The organism is Mycobacterium sp. IDUB_28, from assembly GCF_055419285.1.
On the sequence record NZ_JBVAXK010000001.1, the window covers coordinates 323,592 to 343,588 of the forward strand.

Genomic DNA, 19,997 nt, shown 5'->3' on the forward strand with positions numbered 1-19,997 from the left:
GAAATGAACGCTCGCGTTCATTTCCGAGCCGAGGGAGTGTGTTGAGCGGCGCAGCCGCGAACACACCTCCGACAAGCCGACTGAGGCGAGCGAAATGAACGCTCGCGTTCATTTCCGAGCCGAGGGAGTGTGTTGAGCGGCGCAGCCGCGAACACACCTCCGACAAGCCGGTGCAGTGTGTTGAGCGGCGCAGCCGCGAACACACCTACACGAGGACCTGCCGGGGCATCACGGTCGGCTGAATCCCATAGCGTGGGCCAACACCGTAGCCGCCGCGGCCCGCCGAGGCGTAGGCCGGCATCCCGGTGGCCACATTCATTACCCCAGCACCCTGCTCTGCCGGCACCGTCCAGCCCGAACCGGCCAACGGCGCGGTGGACGCTGCCATCGTGGCCGGGGTGGCGGCCGACCACGAGGCGGGCACCGAGAGCTTGCCGACCGTCGTCGCCTGGCCGGCCGCCGCGGATACCGACGCAGCACTCGCGCCGCCGGAACCCAGACCCGCAGCCATTTGCGCCGGCCCGATCCCGATGGCGCCCAAATCCGGCGGGAACTGGCTCGCGATCAGGCCCGCGTCGAAGGTGTGCGAGTACAGCACTGCAGTGACAATTGCGTTGAAACCGTTCCAGGCCGCCATGTCGATAATGCCGTTGGGGATGTTCTGCACCAGGCTGTCGCTGAAGAAGTCGCCGACGGCCGATGCCGGCGCCGCCGCCGCTGGGTTTGCCAGCGACTGAACGACACTCGGCGTGCTGGACACCAAGGCGGACAGCCCTGTCGAGGTGCCGGCGGCCTGATCCGCCGTGGCGCTCGGCGCGGGGTTGGCGGCCGGGGTCGGTGCGGTCAGCGGGTCCAGTCGCCCGGCCAGCGCCGACGATCCGGCGTAGCCGTACATCGCGGCGGCGTCCTGGGCCCACATCTCGCCGTAGAGCGCTTCGTTGGCCGCGATCGCGGGCGTGTTCTGACCCACGATGTTGGTGGCGACGAGTGTTGCCAGCTGGGCGCGATTGGCCGCGACGACCGCCGGCGGCACCGTCATCGCGTACGCGGCCTCGTAGGCGGCCGCCGACGCCATCGCCTGGTCGGCCGCGTGCTGCAGCGACGCAGAGGTGGTGAGCAGCCATTGCACATAGGGGGCGGCGGCGGTGGCCATCGTCGCTGAGGACGGGCCCCGCCATTCGTCCTCGGTCAACGTCGAGATCACCGACTCGGCGGCCGTCGCCGTGCTGCTCAGTTCGGCAGCCAGGTTGCTGTAGGCCGCGGCGGCGGCCATCAGCGGCGCCGCTCCCGGGCCGGTGTACATACGGGTTGAATTGATCTCTGGGGACAGCGCGCCAAAATCAAAAGGCATTTCTCGGTCCTTACTAAAGTGGGGGGTTCAGACAACGGTCGGCTTGGGCATGACGATCGGTTTGAGGCCGTAGCGCGGCGCCCCGAATCCGGCACTCGAACGGTCGGCCGATGCGATCGCCGGCAGGCCGGCGGGCACCGTCGTGATCGGCGCGGAATGCGCCGCGGCGCTGGTCCAGCCCGCGCCCGTCAGCGTTGCCGGCGTTCCGCCAGCAACAGGCATGCCGGCCGCCCAACTCGGTGGCACCGATATCGCCCCGATCGACACGGCCTCGCCGACACTTGCCGCCACCGGTGGTCCAGCGATAGCCGAGGTCGGTAACGCGGGCGCCGCACCGACGCCCAGCGGCGGGAAATCGGCCATCGCGGGATTCCAAGTCACCGAACCGGGCAGGAACTGCCCCTGGCCGAGCGCGATGAAGTTCGACGCCGCGGCGCCGACATTCTGGAACCAGTTGAACGGCGTGCCGATGATCGCGTCGTCGGACGCGGCCGCCTCCGCCGGGCTGGCGGCCGCCGCGGATGCCGCGTTGGTGAGGCCGGACATCGATTCCGAGCCGGCCGCGCTCTGATTGGCCCCCTCGGTCTCGCCGTAGGCGTCGGCATTGGACCCGAGGGTGGTGACCAGCTGTTGATGCACGGCTCTGGCTTGCGCGCTGACCTGCTGATACCAGGTGCCGTAGGCCGCGAACTGTGCAGCCTGCAGTGCGGACACCTCGTCGGCGGCGGCCGGGACGACGCTGGTGGTCGGTGGCGCGGCGGCGGCATCCTCGGCGGCCATGGCCGTCCCGAGGTGTTGCAGTGCGCCCGCTGCGGCCGTCAATGCTTGGGGGTACGTGGTCACGAAGGACATCGGGTTCTCCTATCGGCAGCGCCACCCGTTTCGGAGGTCGGCCGGCGGTGGATGACCCGTTTATTAAGCGCGCCTGCCAGCACGGGAACCAGGAATTTCGGCAATGTTTCGGAAATACGTCGGTAATCCCGCTGTAACGAGCAACCGAGTTGCTGCTGACTGCCCAGCGGCGCGGTGAGTCAGTAGGCTTTGGTGGTTGCCAGCACAGGGCGGAGTGCGACCCATGAACCCACCGCGGACCCCATCGAGAGCCCTGTTTCGGCGCACGCCGACCCGCACGTTTCGCGACCGACGCGAAGCCGGCCGCGTCTTGGCCGACTCCCTGGCCGCCTACCGCGGCAAGCCGGATCTGCTGGTCCTCGGGCTCGCCCGGGGTGGCGTCCCGGTGGGATGGGAAGTCGCCGCCGGGCTGGACGCCGACCTCGACGTGTTTCTGGTGCGCAAGCTGGGTGTCCCGACGCAACCGGAATTGGCGATGGGGGCGTTGGCCAGCGGCGGCCGAGTGGTGATGAACGAGGACGTGCTGTCCAGCCTGCGCATCTCCGACGAGCAGGTGCACAGGGTAATCGAGGCCGAGTCGGCCGAACTGCGGCGGCGCGAACTGGCCTACCGCGGCGGGCGTCCCGGCGCCGACCCGCGCGCCAGGATTGCGGTTCTGGTCGACGACGGCATCGCTACCGGCGCCAGCATGTTAGCCGCGGTGCGGGCGGTGCGCGCCGCCGGGCCACAGGCGGTGGTGGTCGCGGTTCCCGTCGGGCCGGCCTCAGGGTGCCGGATGCTGGCGCGCGAAGCCGACGACGTGGTGTGCGCCACCATGCCCCGGGACTTCAACGCCGTCGGGCAGGTCTATGCCGACTTCCATCAGGTCAGCGACGACGAGGTGCGCGCCCTGCTGTCCACTGCGACCGAACCGCGGTAGACCGACCGCTACTTGGCGTCCTCATCACGCCGCGCCGGTTCCTCGGGCGCCTCGACGTCTTCGTCCGGATAGTCGACGGTGTCCTCGGACTCGGCGTTCGCATCGTCGTCCTCATCGACGGCCGCATCGCGCTGCTGACGTTCCCGGACCGCGTCCACAATCAGCAGGATCACGCCCACCACGCTGGCGCCGATGCACACCCAGGCAACCAGCACGTTGCTGGTCACTACCGCGAACACCAGCGCGACAAGCCCGATCAGGGCCAATACCAGCGCAATGATCAACATCGGTCATCCCTCCAGCCGCGAGGCGCGACTGCCAAACCTACCAGGGTCGATGACGCTGAACTCGCGCCTGGCGCGTGTCCGGCGTCGCGTTCCGGGCAGGTTGCCGCCCAGCGGTCAGTTGGCGCCGCGGTTGAACTGTTCGAAGCCGCCGGCGTCCGCGCTGGAATCGACCGGAGCCGCCGATCCGCGCTGGCCGAGTTCTTCGAGCTGGGACTCCAGATATGTCTTCAGGCGGGTCCGGTACTCGCGCTCGAAGGTCCGCAACTGCTCGAGACGGCCTTCCAGCACGGTGCGCTGCTGGTTGATGGTCCCCATGATTTCGGAGTGCTTGCGTTCGGCATCGGCCTGCAGCGCGTCCGCCTTCTCCTGCGCCTGGCGCAGCTGGCTCTCCGAGCGCGCCGTGGCATCCGCCAGCATCGCGTCCGCGCGCTGCCGCGCTTCGGAGACCGTGGTCTCGGCGGTGTGCCGCGCCTCGCTGAGGATCTGATCGGCGTTCGCGCGGGCATCGGCCAGCATCTTGTCCGATTCGGCCTTGGCGGTGCTGGTCAGACGGTCGGCGGTGTCCTGGGCCAGGCTGAGCACGCGGGCCGCCTTGAGCGCCTGCTCCTCGTTGGAGGAGCTCGGTTGCGCCGGCGCCGGGGTCGGCGCGGCCTGCTTGACCGGCTCGGGCTCGGGCTCGTAGGCCGGGATCGGCTGGGCCACCGTGGGCGCGGCACCGGAGGCGCCGCCTCCCGCGGCCAGCTCCTGGTCCAACTCGGCGATCCGCTGCCGCAGATCGGAGTTCTCCTCGATCAGTCGGGTCAGTTCGTTCTCCACCAGGTCAAGGAAGGCGTCAACCTCGTCCTCGTTGTACCCGCGCTTGCCGATAGGCGGCTTACTGAACGCCACATTGTGGACGTCGGCAGGTGTAAGCGGCATTCTTTGTCCCCTCGAGTTCCTGGACGGTCGAACAATCTGAAAGTGTAGAACGGTGCGGTAGCCGTCGCGCAACTGCCGCCCATCCTGTCACACCAGACTCGGCGGTTGCCGATTGGAGTAATAAATAAGGACAGATTTCATTCTTTTTAGAGCTCTGCAGCCAATAAATCACATTCCTTAGATTTCAAAAAACACGCGCCTGAGTTGACGCCAAATCGTGGCCGAACCGTCTCTAAAAGACCAACTCGGGTCGCCTACGTGGCGCCGTCGGCTGCGCCGAGCGCGAGTTGCATGCCGATGAAGGCGATCAACAAGAGCACCAGGATGGACAGGTCCAGGCGCACGGCGCCGATGGTGATCGGCGGGATGAGTCGGCGCAGCAGCTTCACCGGCGGATCGGTGATCGACATGATGATCTCCAGGATCACCACAGTGATGCCGGTGGGCCGCCAGTCACGGCTGAACGACCGGATCCACTCGATGACGACCCGGAAGACCAGCAGCAACCAGAAGGCCAGCAGGGTGTACCCGACGATGTACAGCAACACAACCAACGAGAGTCCCGACCTTCACGATGACGTTGATGAGAATGTCCGTCGCCGCCGGCGTAGCGGCGACAGCAAGCCTACCGACCCGCCCCGTTCCCGTGGTGGGCTGTCGACAGCGCACCGCCCGGTCGGCCAGTTGGTGACCTACCGGGCGGTGCGGAAACTATTCGGCGCAAGCCCCTGCCGGTGAGCTTATTGGTAAGCGTAGAAACCGGTTTCGGCGATCCGGCGACGTTCTTCCGGGGACACGTCGACGTCCGCGGGTGAGAGCAGGAACACCTTGGTGGCGACCTTGTCGAACGAGCCGCGCAGCGCGAACGCCAGGCCCGCGGCGAAGTCGACCAGCCGCTTGGCGTCGGCGTTGTCCATCGACACCAGGTCCATGATCACCGGAGTGCCGTCGCGGAACCGCTCGCCGATGGTGCGCGCCTCGCTGTAGTCCTTGGGACGCAGCGTGGTGATCTTCGACAGCGGGTGGCCTTCCTCGAACATCATCGCCATCCGGCGCGGGTCCATCGCCAACGCGCCGCGGGTGGCGCCGCCGCGTCCCAGCCACGAACCCAGCCGCGGCCGAGCCAGGTCGGCACGGTCGAACCCGCCCGTCGGGAAGCGCGGCTCGTCGGCATAGCCGCCGCGGTAACTGCTGGGCGGCGGGTAGTCGGCCGGCTCACCGCGCAGGTCGCCGCGCGGGTCGGCGCGGGGATCTCTGCGCGGATCGTCGTAATCGCGGTCACGGTCCTCATAACGACCGTATTCGTCGTCGAATCGCGGCCGCGAATAACCGCGCGATGGCGCGCGGTCGTCGTAATACTCGTCGTCGTAATCCTCCATCGGAGCCATCCCGAAGTAGGCCTTGACCTTATGCAGTGTGCTCATCGTACGACCCCTTCTAGCCTGGGATATCTGTTGCCTGTGATGAAGATGTGACTACAGTGACTATTCACGGTGACCGTAACCGCCGTTGACCCAATAGCGCGGTACCGACACGCACACACGTCGAACCATGTTTGACGGCGACTTCGAAGTCACCCGACATGCCGGCCGACAGCCCGACCGCCGTCGGGAACGCCGCGCGCACCCGCTGGTGCTCGGATTGCAGCCGGTCAAAGGCCTGTTCCGGGTCCCATTCCACGGGCGGGATGCCCATCAGACCGACCAGTTCCAGGCTGCGCGAGTCCTGCACCTGGGCGCAGATGCGGTCCACCGCACCGGGTTCGTCCATGTCGACGCCACCGCGCGACACATCGCCGTCGAGGCTGACCTGGACGTAGACCCGCAGCCGGTTCTCCCGCTCGTGCCCGGCCAGCGCAACGGTCACCGCCCGGTCGAGCGCGGTCACCAACTGCATGCTGTCGACGGAGTGGACGGTGTGCGCCCAGCGCGCCAGGGACCGGGCTTTTTTGCGCTGAATCTGACCGACCATGTGCCAATGCAAATCCCGCAATCCGGTGTGTTGTGCAGCGGCCGTCAACAGCCGGGTGACTTCACTCACCTTCGCCGCAGCTTCCTGTTCGCGCGATTCGCCAACGGCCCGACAACCTAATCGGGACAAAATCGCTACGTCGGTTGCTGGGAAGAATTTGGTAATTGGGAGCAGCTCAATTTCTGCGACATTGCGGCCGGCGGCCGCGGCGGCCGCAGCCAGCCGGGATCGCACCGCCCCCAGGGCCGTGGTCAATTCCGTCTGGCGGTCGCCGCCGCCTCCCCGCACCGGGTTCTCCGTGGCCATCACACTCATTCCATCCACACCAACGACGCCAGCCGTCCGGTCGGCGCACCGCGCCGGTGGCTGAACAGCGTCGCGTCGGAAATGGTGCAGCGCGGATCGACCTCGATCGAAGTCACTCCCAAATCGCGGAGCTGGCAAGCGATTCCGGCACGCAGGTCCAGTCCGGGCGTTCCGGCGGCGGTCGTGGTTCGACTGCCCGGCAGCGTCGTCTCGACCTCGTCGGCCATCGCGGCGGGCACTTCATAGCGACTGCCGCTGGCCGCCGGGCCGAGCAGTGCGGAAATGTCGCCGGGCCGCGCACCCCGGCTCACCATGGCCTCTACCGCGCGGGTCACCACGCCATGTTGGGCCCCGACCCGACCGGCGTGCACCGCCCCGACCACACCGGCGCGCGCGTCGGCGAGCAGGACCGGCACGCAGTCGGCGGTCAGTACCACCAGCGCCAGGCCCGGCGTGCCGGTCACGACCCCGTCGGTGTCGTCGATCGCCGCGTGTCGCGGCTCGTCGACCACCGCGATGCGGTCACCGTGTACCTGGTTCATCCACACCAGCCGCTCGTCGGGCAGGCCGACGGCCGCAGCCAGCCGGGCACGGTTGGCAGCGACGGCCGACGGGTCGTCACCGACGTGGTCGCCGAGATTGAAGCTGTCGAACGGCGGCTTCGACACACCGCCCGCCCGGGTGGTGGTCACCCGACGGATGCGAACGCTCACCTGCCCAGTATCTGGAATCGGTTGCCCGCCAGAGTGCTTCGACGTGAGGCCATTATGTTTCGAGGCCGGTTCGTCGCGCAGTGGCAAGCAAATCGAGACCTCAGCGGCGCATGAAGGGCGGCACGTCGACGTCATCGTCGTCACCGCCGATGCTCAGCGTCGCACCGTTGGTGTGCACCGGCACGCTGACGGCGTCGACCGGCTCGAACAACGTGGAGGTGAGCTTGCCGGCCTTGGCGGTCTCAATCCGGTGGGCGCCGCCGGTCTCGGTGGCGCTGGTGACCGGCTTGCGGCCCGGCCCGGCATCGAAGCCGGCCGCGATGACGGTGACGCGCACCTCGTCGCCGAGCGAGTCGTCGATCACGGTACCGAAGATGATGTTCGCGTCCTGATGCGCGGCGTCCTGCACCAACGAGGCTGCCTCGTTGATCTCGAAGAGCCCCAGGTCGCTGCCGCCGGCGATCGACATCAGCACGCCCTGCGCACCTTCCATCGACGCTTCCAGCAGCGGCGAGTTGATCGCGATCTCGGCGGCCTTGAGCGAGCGGCCCTCGCCGCGAGCCGAGCCGATGCCCATCAGCGCGGTGCCCGCGCCGGACATGATGCCCTTGACGTCGGCGAAGTCGACGTTGATCAGGCCCGGTGTGGTGATCAGATCGGTGATGCCCTGCACGCCGTTGAGCAGCACCTCGTCGGCGCTGCGGAAGGCGTCCATCAGCGACACGGCGGCGTCACCCATCTGCAGCAGCCGGTCGTTGGGGATCACGATCAGCGTGTCGCAGCTCTCCCGCAGCGCTGAGATGCCGTTTTCGGCCTGATTGCTGCGCCGTTTGCCCTCGAAGGAGAAGGGCCGGGTGACCACACCGACGGTCAGCGCGCCGAGTTTGCGCGCGATGTTGGCGACGACGGGCGCGCCGCCGGTGCCGGTGCCACCACCCTCACCCGCGGTGACGAAGACCATGTCGGCGCCGCGCAGCAGCTCCTCGATCTCCTCCTTGGCGTCCTCGGCGGCCTTCTTGCCGACCTCGGGGTCGGCACCGGCGCCCAGGCCACGTGTCGAGTCGCGGCCGACGTCCAGCTTGACGTCGGCGTCGCTCATCAACAGGGCCTGCGCATCGGTGTTGATCGCGATGAACTCCACGCCTTTGAGGCCTTGTTCGATCATCCGGTTGACGGCGTTGACGCCGCCACCACCAATGCCCACGACCTTGATGACGGCCAGATAGTTATGTGGGGGGGTCATCATTCGTCTTCCTCCCTGAGGGCTCACGTTCCCCTGAATGTCTTCGGTGCGGTGTGTCTACTTGCAAAAGTCTCAACCTCAACCATAGAGTTAGAGTTATGTCAAGTAGTTCCGCGTAACCAGAACCGTATGGGTACGACGGGCACTAACGCCGCAGGCGCGCCGACGCGCCGCGGGTGATTTTTGTGCTGTGTCTTCGCCGAGCGTGAGCGTGGTCGCCGAGCGTCACGCCAGCGCGACACCCGCGACTGATTAGGCGCCCGCCCCAGCCGGCGCCCCACCGAGCGTCACCCCAGCGCAACGTTCGACGCCCAGCGTCACACCAGCGTGACACCCGCGACTGATTTGGCGCCCGCCCCAGCCGGCGCCCCACCCAGCGTCACACCAGCGCAACGTTCGACGCCCAGCGTCACACCAGCGTGACACCCACGATTGATTTGGCGCCCGCCCCGGCCGGCGCCCCACCCAGCGTCACACCAGCGCAGCGCTCGACGCCCAGCGTCACACTGGCGTGACAAACGCGGGGACCGCGCGCCGAGTGTCACGCGGGCGTGGCAATCCCGGGGTGGACCCGGCGGCTACTTGACGGTCGGCAGGTCAGGGCTGGACACGTCATAGGTGCGGCCGGGCTGGGTCAGCAGCGCCGCGAGCTTCTCCGCCTTCTCCTCCGCACGGTCGGTGGTCCCCCAGATCACCACCCGGCCGTCGGAGAGTGTCAGCGTGATCGAGGACACCGACGGGGCCGCGATCCGGCCCACCTCCCCGGCGACCTCGGGTCGCAGGGCCATCAGCACCTTGAGCGCCGCCAGCGTAGGCGGATCCGTCGGGCCGGGGTTCTCGACGTCGATGTACGGCAGCGCCGGCGGCGGCGGGTCGTTCGCGAAATCGACGCCATCGCGGTCGAACAGATGGGGTCCGTCCGGGAAATCCTTCACCACCACCGGGATTCGCTCGACGATGGTGACGCGCAGCGCCGACGGGTACTCGCGCTGCACCCGGGCGCTGGCCACTCGCCGGATCGCGGCCACCCGCTCGGCGACCTGGCTGGTGTTGATCTGCAGCAACGGCGTCCCGACCCGCACCTGCGCCGCGTTCAGGACGTCCTCGCGGGTCACCACTCCGGTCCCGGTGACCACGATATTGCGGGCCGACATCGCCGGCGTGAAGTACAGGATCAGCCCCAGCCCGACGCCAACGACCACCATGATCACCGTCGCGAGCAGCATCTTGAGCCCGCGGACCACGCCGCGCGCAACAGGTTTGGGCTCGGGCAGGACGTTGCCGCGGGCGCGCCGCTTGGCCTCCCGGCGGGCCTGTTCGATCGCGACGGCCCGGGCCTGGGCGGCGCGCCGCTCGGCGCGTTCCCGGCGTTCGCGCCGGCGTGGACCTTCGAAATCGTCCGGCTCGGAGGTTTCCTCCGGTGGCGCGGGTTGTTCGGTCGCAACAGGTTCGGTGGCGCCGGACTCAGGTACCGCTTCGGCCGGACCGTCGACCAGGTCGGCTCCGCGGGACGCGGACTCCTCGGGGTCGGGCTCGCTCACTGCAACACTCCTGGGCGACCCGGCGCGCTGCGGTTCGACCGGGACCGCAACGCCGCCACGATCTCGGGCCCCAGCAGCGTCACGTCACCGGCGCCCATGGTGACGATGAGGTCACCCGGACCGGCTGCGGCCGCCACCTCGCCGGCCACCATCGAGAAATCCGGCAGGTAGCGCACCGGCACACTCACGTGCTCGGCGACGCTGGCTCCGCTCACCCCGGCCAACGGTTGCTCGCGGGCACCGTAGACGTCGAGCACGAACACTTCGTCGGCGGCATCCAGTGCCCGACCGAATTCGTGGGCGAAAGCCTTTGTCCGCGAATACAAGTGCGGCTGGAACACGACCAACGAGCGCCCGCCGCCGCGCTGCTCGACCACCGACCGCACCGCGGCCAGGGTGGCCGCGACCTCGGTTGGGTGGTGGGCGTAGTCGTCGAACACCTGCACCGAGTCGGCAGTGCCGACCAGTTCGAAGCGGCGCCGCACCCCCTCGAAACCGGCCAGCCCGTCGAGCACCTCCTCGACCGGCGCGCCGATCTCGGTCGCCGCCAGCAGCGCCCCCAACGCATTGAGCGCCATGTGCCGTCCCGGCACCGACAGTCGCATCACCCGCTGCTGCGCCTCGCCGCGAAGTTGCAGGTGGGCCACCGCCTCGGTGCCGTGCTGCTCCCAGGACAACAGGGTCGCGGCCAGGTCGTCGCCGGTGGACCCGTACCGCAGCACCCGGATACCCAGCGCCGCGGTGCGCTGGGCCAGCGCCGCCGCCCCCGGGTCATCGGTGCACACCACCAGCGCGCCGCCCGGCGCCAGCCGCTCGACGAACGCGTCGAACACCCCGACATAGGCGTCGGTGCTGCCGTAGAAGTCCAGGTGGTCGGACTCGATGTTGGTGACCACCGCGACGTTGGGTGTGTACTCCAGCAGCGTGCCGTCGCTTTCGTCGGCTTCGGCGACGAAGTAGTGACCGCTGCCGTGGTGGGCGTTGGTGCCGGCCTCCCCCAGTTCGCCACCGACCGCGAATGACGGGTCGCGCCCGCAGTGCTGCAGCGCCACGATCAACATCGACGTGGTGGTGGTTTTGCCGTGCGTGCCGGTGACCATCAGCGTGGTGCGCCCGGCCATCAGCTTGGCCAGCACCACCGGCCGTAGCACGACCGGGATGCCACGCCGTCGGGCCTCGACCAGCTCGGGGTTGGTTTTCGGGATGGCGGCGTGGGTGGTGATGACGGCGGTGAGCCCGCCAGGCAGCAGATCCAGCGAGGACGCGTCGTGCCCGATGCGGATCTTGGCGCCGCGGGCCAGCAGCGCATGCAGACCTCGCGACTCCTTGGCATCGGACCCCGAGACCAGCCCGCCGCGGTCCAGCAGGATGCGGGCGATGCCCGACATGCCGGCGCCGCCGATGCCGACCATGTGCACCCGGTGCAGCTCCGGGGGCAGCTGTTCGGCGCTCACCGCCGTCCTCCGGAGGAGGCCGAGCGCGCGAGATCCAGCGCCGCCTGCGCCACCCGCAGCGCGGCGTCGCGATGCCCGACGAGCGCAGCCGCCGCCGTCATGGCCGCCAGCCTCGTGGGGTCGTTGAGCAGCCCGGCGACTTCCCGTACCACCAGCTCCGGCGTCAGGGCCGCGTCGGCGACCACCATGCCGCCGCCGGCGTTGACCACCGGCAGCGCGTTGAGCCGTTGTTCGCCGTTGCCGATCGGCAGCGGCACGTAGATGGCCGGCAGCCCGACGGCCGACACCTCAGCCACCGTCATCGCCCCGGACCGGCAGATCGCCATGTCGGCCGCGGCGTACGCCAGATCCATCCGGTCCAGGTAGGGCAATGCGACGTAGGGCGGGTCCCCCGGTTCGGGGGTGCGCAGGTCCAGGGTGTTCTTGGGGCCGTGCGCGTGCAGCACCGAGACCCCCGCGCCGGCCAGCCCGGCGGCCGCCGCCGACACCGCCCGGTTGAGCGAGACCGCGCCCTGGGAACCGCCGAAGACCAGCAGCACCCGCGCGTCCCCGGGGAAACCGAAGTAGGCGCGCGCCTCGCTGCGCAGCGCGGCCCGGTCCAGTGCGGTGATCGCCGCCCGCACCGGCACCCCGACCACCTCGGCACCGTGCAGACCCGACCCCGGCACCGCGGCCAGCACCCGGTCGGCCGAGCGGGCACCGACCCGGTTGGCCAGTCCCGCCCGGGCGTTGGCTTCGTGGATCACCACCGGGACGCGATGGCGTCGGCGTCCCGAGACCCGGCTGCCGCGGGCGGCCAGGTAGGCCGGTAGCGCGACGTAGCCGCCGAAGCCGATGACGACGTCGGCGCGCACGTCGTCGAGCACCGCCCTGGCCTCTCGGACCGCGCGCCACACCCGCGGTGGCAGCCGGGCCAGGTCACCGCTGGGTTTGCGGGGCAGCGGCACCGGGGTGATCAGTTCGAGGTGGTAGCCGCGGGCGGGCACCAGCCGGGTCTCCAGCCCGCGCGCGGTGCCCAACGCGGTGATCCGGATCTGGGGGTCCAGCGAGGTCAGCGCGTCGGCGACGGCCATCGCGGGTTCCACATGCCCGGCGGTCCCGCCTCCGGCCAACACGACCGATAAGGACGGCAACGCGCTACCGGCGGGCAGGGGCGCTGCCCCCAACCCGCCGGTGGACTCGCTGACCATGTCATTCACCCGTAACGCTGACCTTCCAATGCGCGAGCGCGCCCCGTGCGGCGCCGGCCGGCGTATTGCTGGCCAGATCCATGATGCCTCTTCTGCAAGTGCGAGTTGCCCGCAGACCGGCGACCCGACCGTTCCGCGGTGCGCGCCGACGCCTGCCGCGGCGGGGTGGCGGCGCGGCGGACCGGCGGCTTGGGCTGCGGTTTGGCGCGTTTGCGGTCGCGGAATGTTTCCAGACGGGTGGGTGCGTACGGCTCGGGCACCGGCAGCCGCAGCAGCCGGTTGACCTTGTCGTCGCGCCCGGCGCGCAGCGCGGCCACCGCTTCGGGCTCGTTGCGAGCTGCGTTGGCCATGATGCCGATCATGAAAAGCGTTGTCGCCGTTGATGTTCCACCAGCTGAGATGAGCGGCAGCTGCAATCCGGTGACCGGCAGCAGACCGATTACATAGCCGATGTTGATGAACGCCTGGCCCAGGATCCACAGCGTGGTGGTCGCGGTCAGCAACCGCAGGAACGGGTCGGCCGAGCGGCGCGCGATCCGCATCCCGGTGTAGGCGAACAGTCCGAACAGGCCCAGCAATCCGACCGCGCCGATCAGTCCGAGTTCCTCGCCGATGATGGCGAAGATGAAGTCGTTGTGGGCATTGGGCAGATAATTCCATTTGGCCACGCCTTGGCCCAGCCCGTCGCCGAAGATGCCGCCGTGGGCGAGCGCGTACTTGGCCTGGCGCGCCTGGTAACCGGTGTCCATCGGGTCGTTTTCCGGGTCCAGCCAGGACCGCACCCGGTCGGAGCGGTAGCCCGCCGACATCGAGAAGATCGCCCCGGCGATGACCACCATGACCAGACCGCTGATGAACACCCGCAGGTCCAGGCCGGCGTACCACAGCAGGCCCAGCAGGATGATGCCGAGCGAGACGGTCTGTCCGAGGTCGGGCTGGGCCATGATCAGCCCCAACGCAATCAGCGAGGCCGGTACCAGCGGCACCAGGATGTCGCGCAGCCCGGCCCGCTCGGCGCGCCGCGCCGCCAACAGGTGGGCCCCCCAGATTGCGAACGCGATCTTGGCCAACTCCGACGGCTGCATCGAGAAGCCGGCGATCACGAACCACTTCCGCGACCCGTTGACGAGGTTGCCGATGCCAGGAACGAGCACCAGGACCAGCAGGATGCAGGTGACGGCGTAGCTGGTGAAGGCGATCCGGCGGATGAAGCGCACCGACATCCGCAGTCCGGCGTAGCAGGCGACCAGGCCGACGATCGTCCACATCACCTGTTTGCCGAAGATGATCCACGCCGACCCGTCGTTGCCGTAGGACTCGACGCCGGAGGCGGACAGCACCATGATCAGGCCCAGGCTCGTCAGCAATGCCGCGACGGCGATGATCAGATGAAACGAGGTCATCGGCCGCCCCAGCCAGGTGCCGAACCGGGTGCGTGGGCCCGACGGCGGCGCGGGGCTCTTGGTGGGCTGGTCAGCGCTGGCCGGATCCTGCTCGGCCGCCTCGGCCACGCCTTCGGCATCGGAGTTCTCGTCGCCGACGGTCTTGTCCCGGCGCAGCAGCCGGGTCAGCGCGATAGCCACGCCGCCTACCGGACCGCGGCGCGGACGGCGGCGGCAAAGGCGTCACCGCGGGCGGCGTAGCCGCTGAACTGGTCGAACGAGGCGCCGGCCGGGGCGAGCAGCACGGTGTCGCCGGGTGTGGCGAGTTCGCGGGCCGCGGCCACCGCCGCGGTCATCACCCGGGTGCCGATGGTCTCGTCGTCGTTATTAACATGCGTCACATTAGTAACAAATGCCCCACCAGTCTCATGCATCACATCATCCTCGCCTGTGACGACGTGTACGACGGGGACATCGGGCGCGTGTCGCGATAACGCGTCGGCAACCTCGCCGCGATCCCGGCCGATCAGGACCGCCCCGACCAGCCGGGATGCGATGCGGGCGACCTCGGCGTCCACCGACGCGCCCTTGAGCAGTCCGCCGGCCAACCAGACCACCCGGGGGTAGGCCAGCACCGACGCCTCGGCGGCGTGCGGGTTGGTGGCTTTGGAATCGTCGACGTAGGTGATGCCGTCGACCACCGCGACCACCTCCGAGCGGTGCCGGCCGGGCTGGAACGCCGAGATCGCCGACTCGATGGCCGGGGCCCCAACGCCCACCGCGCGGGCCAGCGCGGCCGCCGCCAGCGCGTCGAGCACGCCGACCGGGCCGGGCACCGGTATCGCGCTGACCGCCAGCAACGGCAGGTCGTCGGCAAAAGCGCGGTCCACCAGGAACCCGCCGCGCACGCCCAACTCCCCGGCAGCGGGTTCGCCGAGGCGGAAACCCACCCGCTGCGACGCGGTGTCGACCAATGCCGCGGCGCGGGCGTCGTCGAGGCCGACCACCGCCACCCGGCCGGTGAGCACCCGCGCCTTGGCCGCGGCGTAGTCGGCCATGGTGCCGTGCCAGTCCAGATGGTCCTCGGCGACATTGAGCACCGCGCCCGCCTCGGGCCGCAGCGACGGCGCCCAGAACAGCTGGAAGCTGGACAACTCGACAGCCAGCACGTCCGACGGCTTGTCGAGCACGTCCAGCACCGGGTCGCCGATGTTGCCGCACAGGGCGCTGCGCAGCCCGCCGGCGGTCACCATGGCGTGCAGCATCGAGGTGGTGGTGGTCTTGCCGTTGGTGCCGGTCACCACCAGCCAGCGCCGCGGCGGCCCGTAGTGGCCTGATGCGTCCAGCCGCCAGGCCAGTTCCACGTCACCCCAGATGGGCACGCCGGCTGCCGCGGCAGCCGCCAGCACCGGAGTACTCGGCTGGAAACCGGGACTGGTGACGACCAGCGCGTAGTCGGCGATCTGCCGGATCGCGGCCGCCGGAGCCACAGTGGCCACGCCCCGGTCGGCGTACGGGCGCAGCATGGCGGGGTCGTCGTCGCAGAGGGTCGGGGCGGCGCCGAACCCGTGCAGCGCCGCCAACACCGCCCGGCCGGTCACCCGCGCACCGGCGATCAGGACGGGCGCGCCCGCCGTTAAGGGGCCCAGCACGTCACGCACCGATCGTGGAGAGGTACTCGCCGTAGAACAGGGCCACGCCCAACCCGCAGGTGATCGCCGTGAGCAGCCAGAACCGGATGATCACTGTGGTTTCCGCCCAGCCGGACAACTCGAAATGATGATGGAACGGCGCCATCCGGAAGACGCGGCGCCCGGTCGTGCGGAAGGCCAGGATCTGCAGGACCACCGAGGTGACTTCGGCGACGAACAACGAACCGAGCACCACAGCGAGGATTTCGGTGCGGCTGGTCACCGACAGCCCGGCGATGATGCCGCCCAGCGCCAGCGACCCGGTGTCGCCCATGAAGATCTTGGCCGGGGCGGCGTTCCACCACAGAAAACCGATGCAGGCTCCGGCGGTGGCCGCCGCCACCAATGCCAGGTCCAGCGGGTCGCGCACGTTGTAACAGCCCTGCAGCCAGGTCTGCGGCCCCAGCAACGCCATCGACGCGCACGCGTTGCGGAACTGCCAGAAGGTGATCAGCACGTAGGCGCCCGCGACCATCGCCATGCAGCCCGCGGCCAGCCCGTCCAGCCCGTCGGTGAAATTGACCGCGTTGGACCAGGCGCTGACCATCACCACGCAGAACAGCACGAACATGGCCGGGGTGAAGGTGATGGTGGCGATGTCGCGGACATAGGACAGATCCGTGCTGCCCGGCGTCAGGCCGGCAGCGTTGCGGAACTGCAGCACCAGCACCGCGAACAGCACGGCGGCGGTGATCTGCCCGATGGTCTTGGCCGTCTTGTTCAGCCCCAGGTTGCGCGAACGGCGGATCTTGATCAGGTCGTCCAGAAAACCGACGCCGCCCAGCGCGGTAGCCAGCCCCAGCACCAGCAGGCCGGAGGCGGTCACGCCGTCGCCGTCGAAGAGCAGGCCGAACAGGTGCGTGCCCAGGTAGCCGGCCCAGATACCGGCCAGGATCGCCACCCCACCCATCGACGGCGTGCCCCGTTTGCTCTGGTGGGTGGGCGGGCCGTCCTCGCGGATCTGGTGACCGAAACCCTGCCGGGTGAACAGCCGGATCAACGCCGGGGTGAGCAGGATGGACACGGTCACCGCAATGGCGACGGCGATCAGGATCTGTCTCACGCGGGGTCACCTTCGGCGACGAGCGCGTCGGCCATCGCGCCCAGACCGGCCGAGTTGGACGCCTTGACCAGCACCACGTCGCCGGCTCGCAGCTCGGCGCGCAGCAGCGCCAGGGCGGCGTCCCGGTCGGGTACCTGGACGGCCTCCGATCCCCACGAGCCCTCCATCACCGCACCCTGGTGCATGGCGCTCATCGACCTCCCGGTTCCCACGACTACAAGTCGAGACACATCTAATCGCACCGCGAGCCGGCCGATGCGATCGTGCTCGGTTATCGCGTCGTCGCCGAGTTCGGCCATCTCCCCCAGCACCGCCCAGCTGCGCCGCCGATCACCGGTCTGATCGGCCGCGCCGTGCGCCATCCACGCCAACGCCTGCAGTCCGGCCCGCATCGAGTCGGGGTTGGCGTTGTACGCGTCGTCGATCACGGTCACCCCGTCAGAGCGGGTGCTGACCTGCATGCGGTGCCGCGACACCGGCCCGGCACCGGCGAGCACCGCGGCCACCTGTGCGACGTCGGCGCCGCATTCGAGGGCGACGGCAGCCGCGCACAGGGCGTTGCCCACCTGATGATCGCCCGAGACGCCGAGCTGGATCTCGGCGTGCGCGCCGCCGGCGTGCAGGGTGAAGCGGGGACGCGCCAGTTCGTCGAGGGCGACCGGGCCGGCCCACACGTCGGCGTCGCGGTGCCGGCTCACCCGGACCACGCGGGCCGGGGTCACGTGCGCCATCGCGGCGACCATCGGGTCGTCCGCGTTGAGGATGACCACCCCGTCAGGCGAAACTGCTTGCGGCAGCTCCGATTTGGTCTGCGCGATGATCTCGCGTGAGCCGAACTCGCCTAGGTGCGCGGTGCCGACGTTGAGGACCACGCCGATCGACGGCGGGGCGATCTCGGCCAGGGCGGCGATGTTGCCGGGGTGGCGCGCGGACATCTCCAGCACCAGGAAGTCGGTGTCGCGGGTGGCCCGCAGCACCGTCCAGGGATGGCCCAGTTCGTTGTTGAACGATCCCGGCGGAGCGACGACCTCGCCGAGTGGCTGCAGAACGGCGGCCACCAGATCCTTGGTCGAGGTCTTGCCCGACGATCCGGTGATGCCGATGATCCGCAGCTTGCCGGCCACCAGCTCGGCAGCTACTGCAGCGGCGAGGTTGGCCAGCGCGGCCAGCACCGCCGCGCCGGAACCGTCCACGTCGTGTTCGAGGACGCCGGCCCGACCGTCCGGCGCCGGACGCGGCGCCACCACGATGGCCGGTACGCCCACCGGGCGGGCGGCCAGCACCACCGCCGCGCCGGCGGCCACCGCCGCCCCGGCATGGTCGTGACCGTCGGCGCGCGCCCCGGGCAGGGCGAGGAACAGTCCGCCGGGACCGACGGCACGCGAGTCGAATTCCACCGTCCCGGTGACGTGGGTGGCCGCGGCCTGCTCGGCGGAGATGTCGGCCAGGGTGCCGCCGACGATCTCGGCGATGCGGGCGACGGTCAGGTCGATCACACGCGGTCCTGCAGCGCGTCGGCCAGTTCGACGCGGTCGTCGAACGGGCGCACCTCGCTGGCACCGCGCTGACCGGTTTCGTGTCCTTTGCCGGCGATCAGCACCACGTCACCGGGCGCTGCCCAGGCCACCGCGCGCCGGATCGCCGCGCGCCGGTCGCCGAGCTCCAGCACCTGGGCCTTACCGCCGGCGGCGCCGGCCAGGATCTCGCGGCGGATCGCGGCGGGATCCTCACTGCGCGGGTTGTCGTCGGTGACGATCACCAGATCGGCCAGTTCGGCGGCGATTTCGCCCATCGGCGCCCGCTTGCCGGGGTCGCGGTCGCCCCCGGCGCCGAACACCACCGCCAATCGCCGATCCGGGTGCCGCAGGGTGCTCAGCACCGCACGCAGCGCTTCGGGTTTGTGGGCGTAGTCGACCAGGGCGACGAAATCCTGGCCGCGGTCGACCAACTCGAGCCGCCCGGGTACCCGGGTAAGGCGCAACCCCGGCGCCGCCTGTTCCGGCCGCACCCCGATCGCATCCAGAATCGCCAGTGCGACAAGACAATTCGCGATGTTGTAGTGGCCCGGCAAGTCGATCCCGACGCGGTGCTGCGCGCCGGCGGGGTCGATGGCGGTGAACTCTTGCCCGGCCGGTCCCACTGGCGTGACGTCGGCGGCGCGCCAGTGCGCTGGCCGGCCGGTGACGCTGACGGTGATCGGATCGGTTGCCCGCCCGGCCATCGCGCGTCCGGCGTCGTCGTCGATGCACACCACGGCGCGGCGGGCGTGCAGCGCCGAGGCCGGGTCGAAGAGCAGTGCCTTGGCTTCGAAGTACTCCTGCATGGTCTGGTGGAAATCCAGATGGTCCCGCGAGAGGTTGGTGAACGCCCCGATCGCGAACTCGGTGCCGTCCACCCGGCCGAGGCTCAGCGCGTGACTGGACACCTCCATCACCACGGTGTCCACCCCGCGCTCGGCCATCGCCGCGTACAAGGCCTGCAGGGCGGGTGCCTCCGGCGTGGTCAGCGCGCTGGGGATGTCGGTGCCGTCGATCCGGATGCCGATGGTGCCGATCAGCCCGGCGATCCGACCGGCCGCCCGCAGCCCGGCCTCGACCAGATAGGTCGTGGTGGTCTTGCCGGACGTACCGGTGATGCCGACCACCGCCATCCGCGCCGACGGCCGCCCGTAGACGGTGGCTGCCAGGCCGCCGAGCACGCTGCGGGGCGCCGGATGCACCAGCACCGGGATCTCGACAGCACCCATCTCGGCCAGGCCGGCGGCGTCGGTGAGCAGCGCGACCGCGCCGCGTTCGATCGCCTGACCGGCGTGCCGGGCGCCGTGGGTGACCGAACCGGGCAGGGCCGCGAACAGGTCACCGGGCCGCACGTCCTGACCACGCAACGTCACCCCGGTGACCGGCAGGTCTGGGACGCAATCTGGTCGATCGGGGCCCGTCGGCAGCACCGCGCCGACCTGGGCGGCCAACACATCCAGCGGGATCCCGGCGCCGGTGCTGGGACGCAGGTCCGTGGGGGCCAACGCCACAGTCACCACCTCCGTACGACGTCGCGTGATCGCGATGATCAGCCATGACACCCTACCTAGCCACACCCCTCGGGTGTGGGTGCGGAAG

17 protein-coding genes and 1 pseudogene are annotated in these 19,997 nt (G+C 69.7%); 1 reads left to right on the forward strand and 17 read right to left on the reverse strand.

The window, feature by feature from the left end:
* Nucleotides 1-205: 205 nt before the first annotated feature.
* Together ACZYZ9_RS01555 and ACZYZ9_RS01560 are read right to left on the reverse strand one after the other, a co-directional pair.
* On the reverse strand, nt 206-1,351 hold the full coding sequence (locus ACZYZ9_RS01555) for a PPE family protein (RefSeq protein WP_463824442.1): 1,146 nt from the start codon (nt 1,349-1,351) through the stop codon (nt 206-208).
* Nucleotides 1,352-1,378: 27 nt separating this feature from the next.
* Complete coding sequence (locus tag ACZYZ9_RS01560) at nt 1,379-2,203, reverse strand: PPE family protein, SVP subgroup (RefSeq protein WP_463824443.1); 825 nt, start codon at nt 2,201-2,203, stop codon at nt 1,379-1,381.
* A gap of 205 nt (nt 2,204-2,408) precedes the next feature.
* Between ACZYZ9_RS01560 and ACZYZ9_RS01565 the strand changes: the two are divergent.
* Nucleotides 2,409-3,122, forward strand: a pseudogene (locus ACZYZ9_RS01565) (phosphoribosyltransferase); the annotation flags it as partial.
* An 8-nt stretch (nt 3,123-3,130) separates the two neighbouring features.
* Here the strand turns inward: ACZYZ9_RS01565 and ACZYZ9_RS01570 are convergent.
* From ACZYZ9_RS01570 to ACZYZ9_RS01640, 15 genes are all read right to left on the reverse strand, one after another.
* A complete protein-coding gene (locus ACZYZ9_RS01570) occupies nt 3,131-3,409 on the reverse strand; it encodes a transcription factor Iwr1 (RefSeq protein WP_463824444.1) in 279 nt (92 codons plus the stop codon).
* Nucleotides 3,410-3,523: 114 nt separating this feature from the next.
* Nucleotides 3,524-4,327, reverse strand: coding sequence for a DivIVA-like cell division protein Wag31 (gene wag31 / locus ACZYZ9_RS01575; RefSeq protein ID WP_463824445.1), 804 nt, complete (start codon nt 4,325-4,327; stop codon nt 3,524-3,526).
* A gap of 254 nt (nt 4,328-4,581) precedes the next feature.
* Nucleotides 4,582-4,881 (reverse strand): YggT family protein, encoded by a 300-nt coding sequence (locus ACZYZ9_RS01580; protein WP_463824446.1) that lies wholly within the window; start codon nt 4,879-4,881, stop codon nt 4,582-4,584.
* A 186-nt stretch (nt 4,882-5,067) separates the two neighbouring features.
* A complete protein-coding gene (locus tag ACZYZ9_RS01585; protein ID WP_463824447.1) occupies nt 5,068-5,751 on the reverse strand; it encodes a cell division protein SepF in 684 nt (227 codons plus the stop codon).
* Nucleotides 5,752-5,815: 64 nt separating this feature from the next.
* Entirely contained in the window at nt 5,816-6,604 is a 789-nt protein-coding gene (locus tag ACZYZ9_RS01590; protein WP_463824448.1) for a YggS family pyridoxal phosphate-dependent enzyme, read from the reverse strand.
* Between the two features lie 5 nt (nt 6,605-6,609).
* A complete protein-coding gene (gene pgeF / locus ACZYZ9_RS01595; RefSeq protein WP_463824449.1) occupies nt 6,610-7,317 on the reverse strand; it encodes a peptidoglycan editing factor PgeF in 708 nt (235 codons plus the stop codon).
* Nucleotides 7,318-7,417: 100 nt separating this feature from the next.
* Nucleotides 7,418-8,560, reverse strand: a complete 1,143-nt coding sequence (gene ftsZ, locus ACZYZ9_RS01600) for a cell division protein FtsZ (protein WP_463824450.1) — start codon at nt 8,558-8,560, stop codon at nt 7,418-7,420.
* Between the two features lie 578 nt (nt 8,561-9,138).
* Entirely contained in the window at nt 9,139-10,056 is a 918-nt protein-coding gene (locus ACZYZ9_RS01605; protein WP_463824912.1) for a cell division protein FtsQ/DivIB, read from the reverse strand.
* A 41-nt stretch (nt 10,057-10,097) separates the two neighbouring features.
* Complete coding sequence (murC, locus tag ACZYZ9_RS01610) at nt 10,098-11,555, reverse strand: UDP-N-acetylmuramate--L-alanine ligase (protein ID WP_463824451.1); 1,458 nt, start codon at nt 11,553-11,555, stop codon at nt 10,098-10,100.
* The gene (murG, locus tag ACZYZ9_RS01615) at nt 11,552-12,754 is read right to left on the reverse strand and encodes an undecaprenyldiphospho-muramoylpentapeptide beta-N-acetylglucosaminyltransferase (RefSeq protein ID WP_463824452.1); all 1,203 of its coding nucleotides are present in this window, start codon (nt 12,752-12,754) and stop codon (nt 11,552-11,554) included. Before murG ends, murC begins: the two co-directional genes overlap by 4 nt.
* Nucleotides 12,751-14,328: a putative lipid II flippase FtsW gene (gene ftsW, locus ACZYZ9_RS01620; protein ID WP_463824453.1), complete on the reverse strand. Its 1,578-nt coding sequence runs from the start codon at nt 14,326-14,328 to the stop codon at nt 12,751-12,753. The genes murG and ftsW overlap by 4 nt, the downstream gene beginning before the upstream one ends.
* A 5-nt stretch (nt 14,329-14,333) precedes the next feature.
* Nucleotides 14,334-15,779 carry a UDP-N-acetylmuramoyl-L-alanine--D-glutamate ligase gene (gene murD, locus ACZYZ9_RS01625; RefSeq protein ID WP_463824454.1) on the reverse strand — a complete coding sequence of 482 codons (1,446 nt, stop codon included), beginning with the start codon at nt 15,777-15,779 and terminating at the stop codon, nt 14,334-14,336.
* A gap of 1 nt (nt 15,780) precedes the next feature.
* Nucleotides 15,781-16,881 carry a phospho-N-acetylmuramoyl-pentapeptide-transferase gene (gene mraY, locus ACZYZ9_RS01630; RefSeq protein ID WP_463824455.1) on the reverse strand — a complete coding sequence of 367 codons (1,101 nt, stop codon included), beginning with the start codon at nt 16,879-16,881 and terminating at the stop codon, nt 15,781-15,783.
* Complete coding sequence (locus ACZYZ9_RS01635; RefSeq protein WP_463824456.1) at nt 16,878-18,377, reverse strand: UDP-N-acetylmuramoyl-tripeptide--D-alanyl-D-alanine ligase; 1,500 nt, start codon at nt 18,375-18,377, stop codon at nt 16,878-16,880. Before ACZYZ9_RS01635 ends, mraY begins: the two co-directional genes overlap by 4 nt.
* Nucleotides 18,374-19,951, reverse strand: coding sequence for a UDP-N-acetylmuramoyl-L-alanyl-D-glutamate--2,6-diaminopimelate ligase (locus ACZYZ9_RS01640; RefSeq protein WP_463824913.1), 1,578 nt, complete (start codon nt 19,949-19,951; stop codon nt 18,374-18,376). Before ACZYZ9_RS01640 ends, ACZYZ9_RS01635 begins: the two co-directional genes overlap by 4 nt.
* Between the last annotated feature and the right edge of the window lie 46 nt (nt 19,952-19,997).

Excerpts from the sequence above, each read along its gene's own strand:
- ACZYZ9_RS01555 (WP_463824442.1), bottom strand. The coding sequence starts at position 1,351 with ATGCCTTTTGATTTTGGCGCGCTGTCCCCAGAGATCAATTCAACCCGT.
- ACZYZ9_RS01560 (WP_463824443.1), bottom strand. The coding sequence starts at position 2,203 with ATGTCCTTCGTGACCACGTACCCCCAAGCATTGACGGCCGCAGCGGGC.
- ACZYZ9_RS01570 (WP_463824444.1), bottom strand. The coding sequence starts at position 3,409 with ATGTTGATCATTGCGCTGGTATTGGCCCTGATCGGGCTTGTCGCGCTG.
- wag31 (WP_463824445.1), bottom strand. The coding sequence starts at position 4,327 with ATGCCGCTTACACCTGCCGACGTCCACAATGTGGCGTTCAGTAAGCCG.
- ACZYZ9_RS01585 (WP_463824447.1), bottom strand. The coding sequence starts at position 5,751 with ATGAGCACACTGCATAAGGTCAAGGCCTACTTCGGGATGGCTCCGATG.
- ACZYZ9_RS01590 (WP_463824448.1), bottom strand. The coding sequence starts at position 6,604 with ATGGCCACGGAGAACCCGGTGCGGGGAGGCGGCGGCGACCGCCAGACG.
- ftsZ (WP_463824450.1), bottom strand. The coding sequence starts at position 8,560 with ATGACCCCCCCACATAACTATCTGGCCGTCATCAAGGTCGTGGGCATT.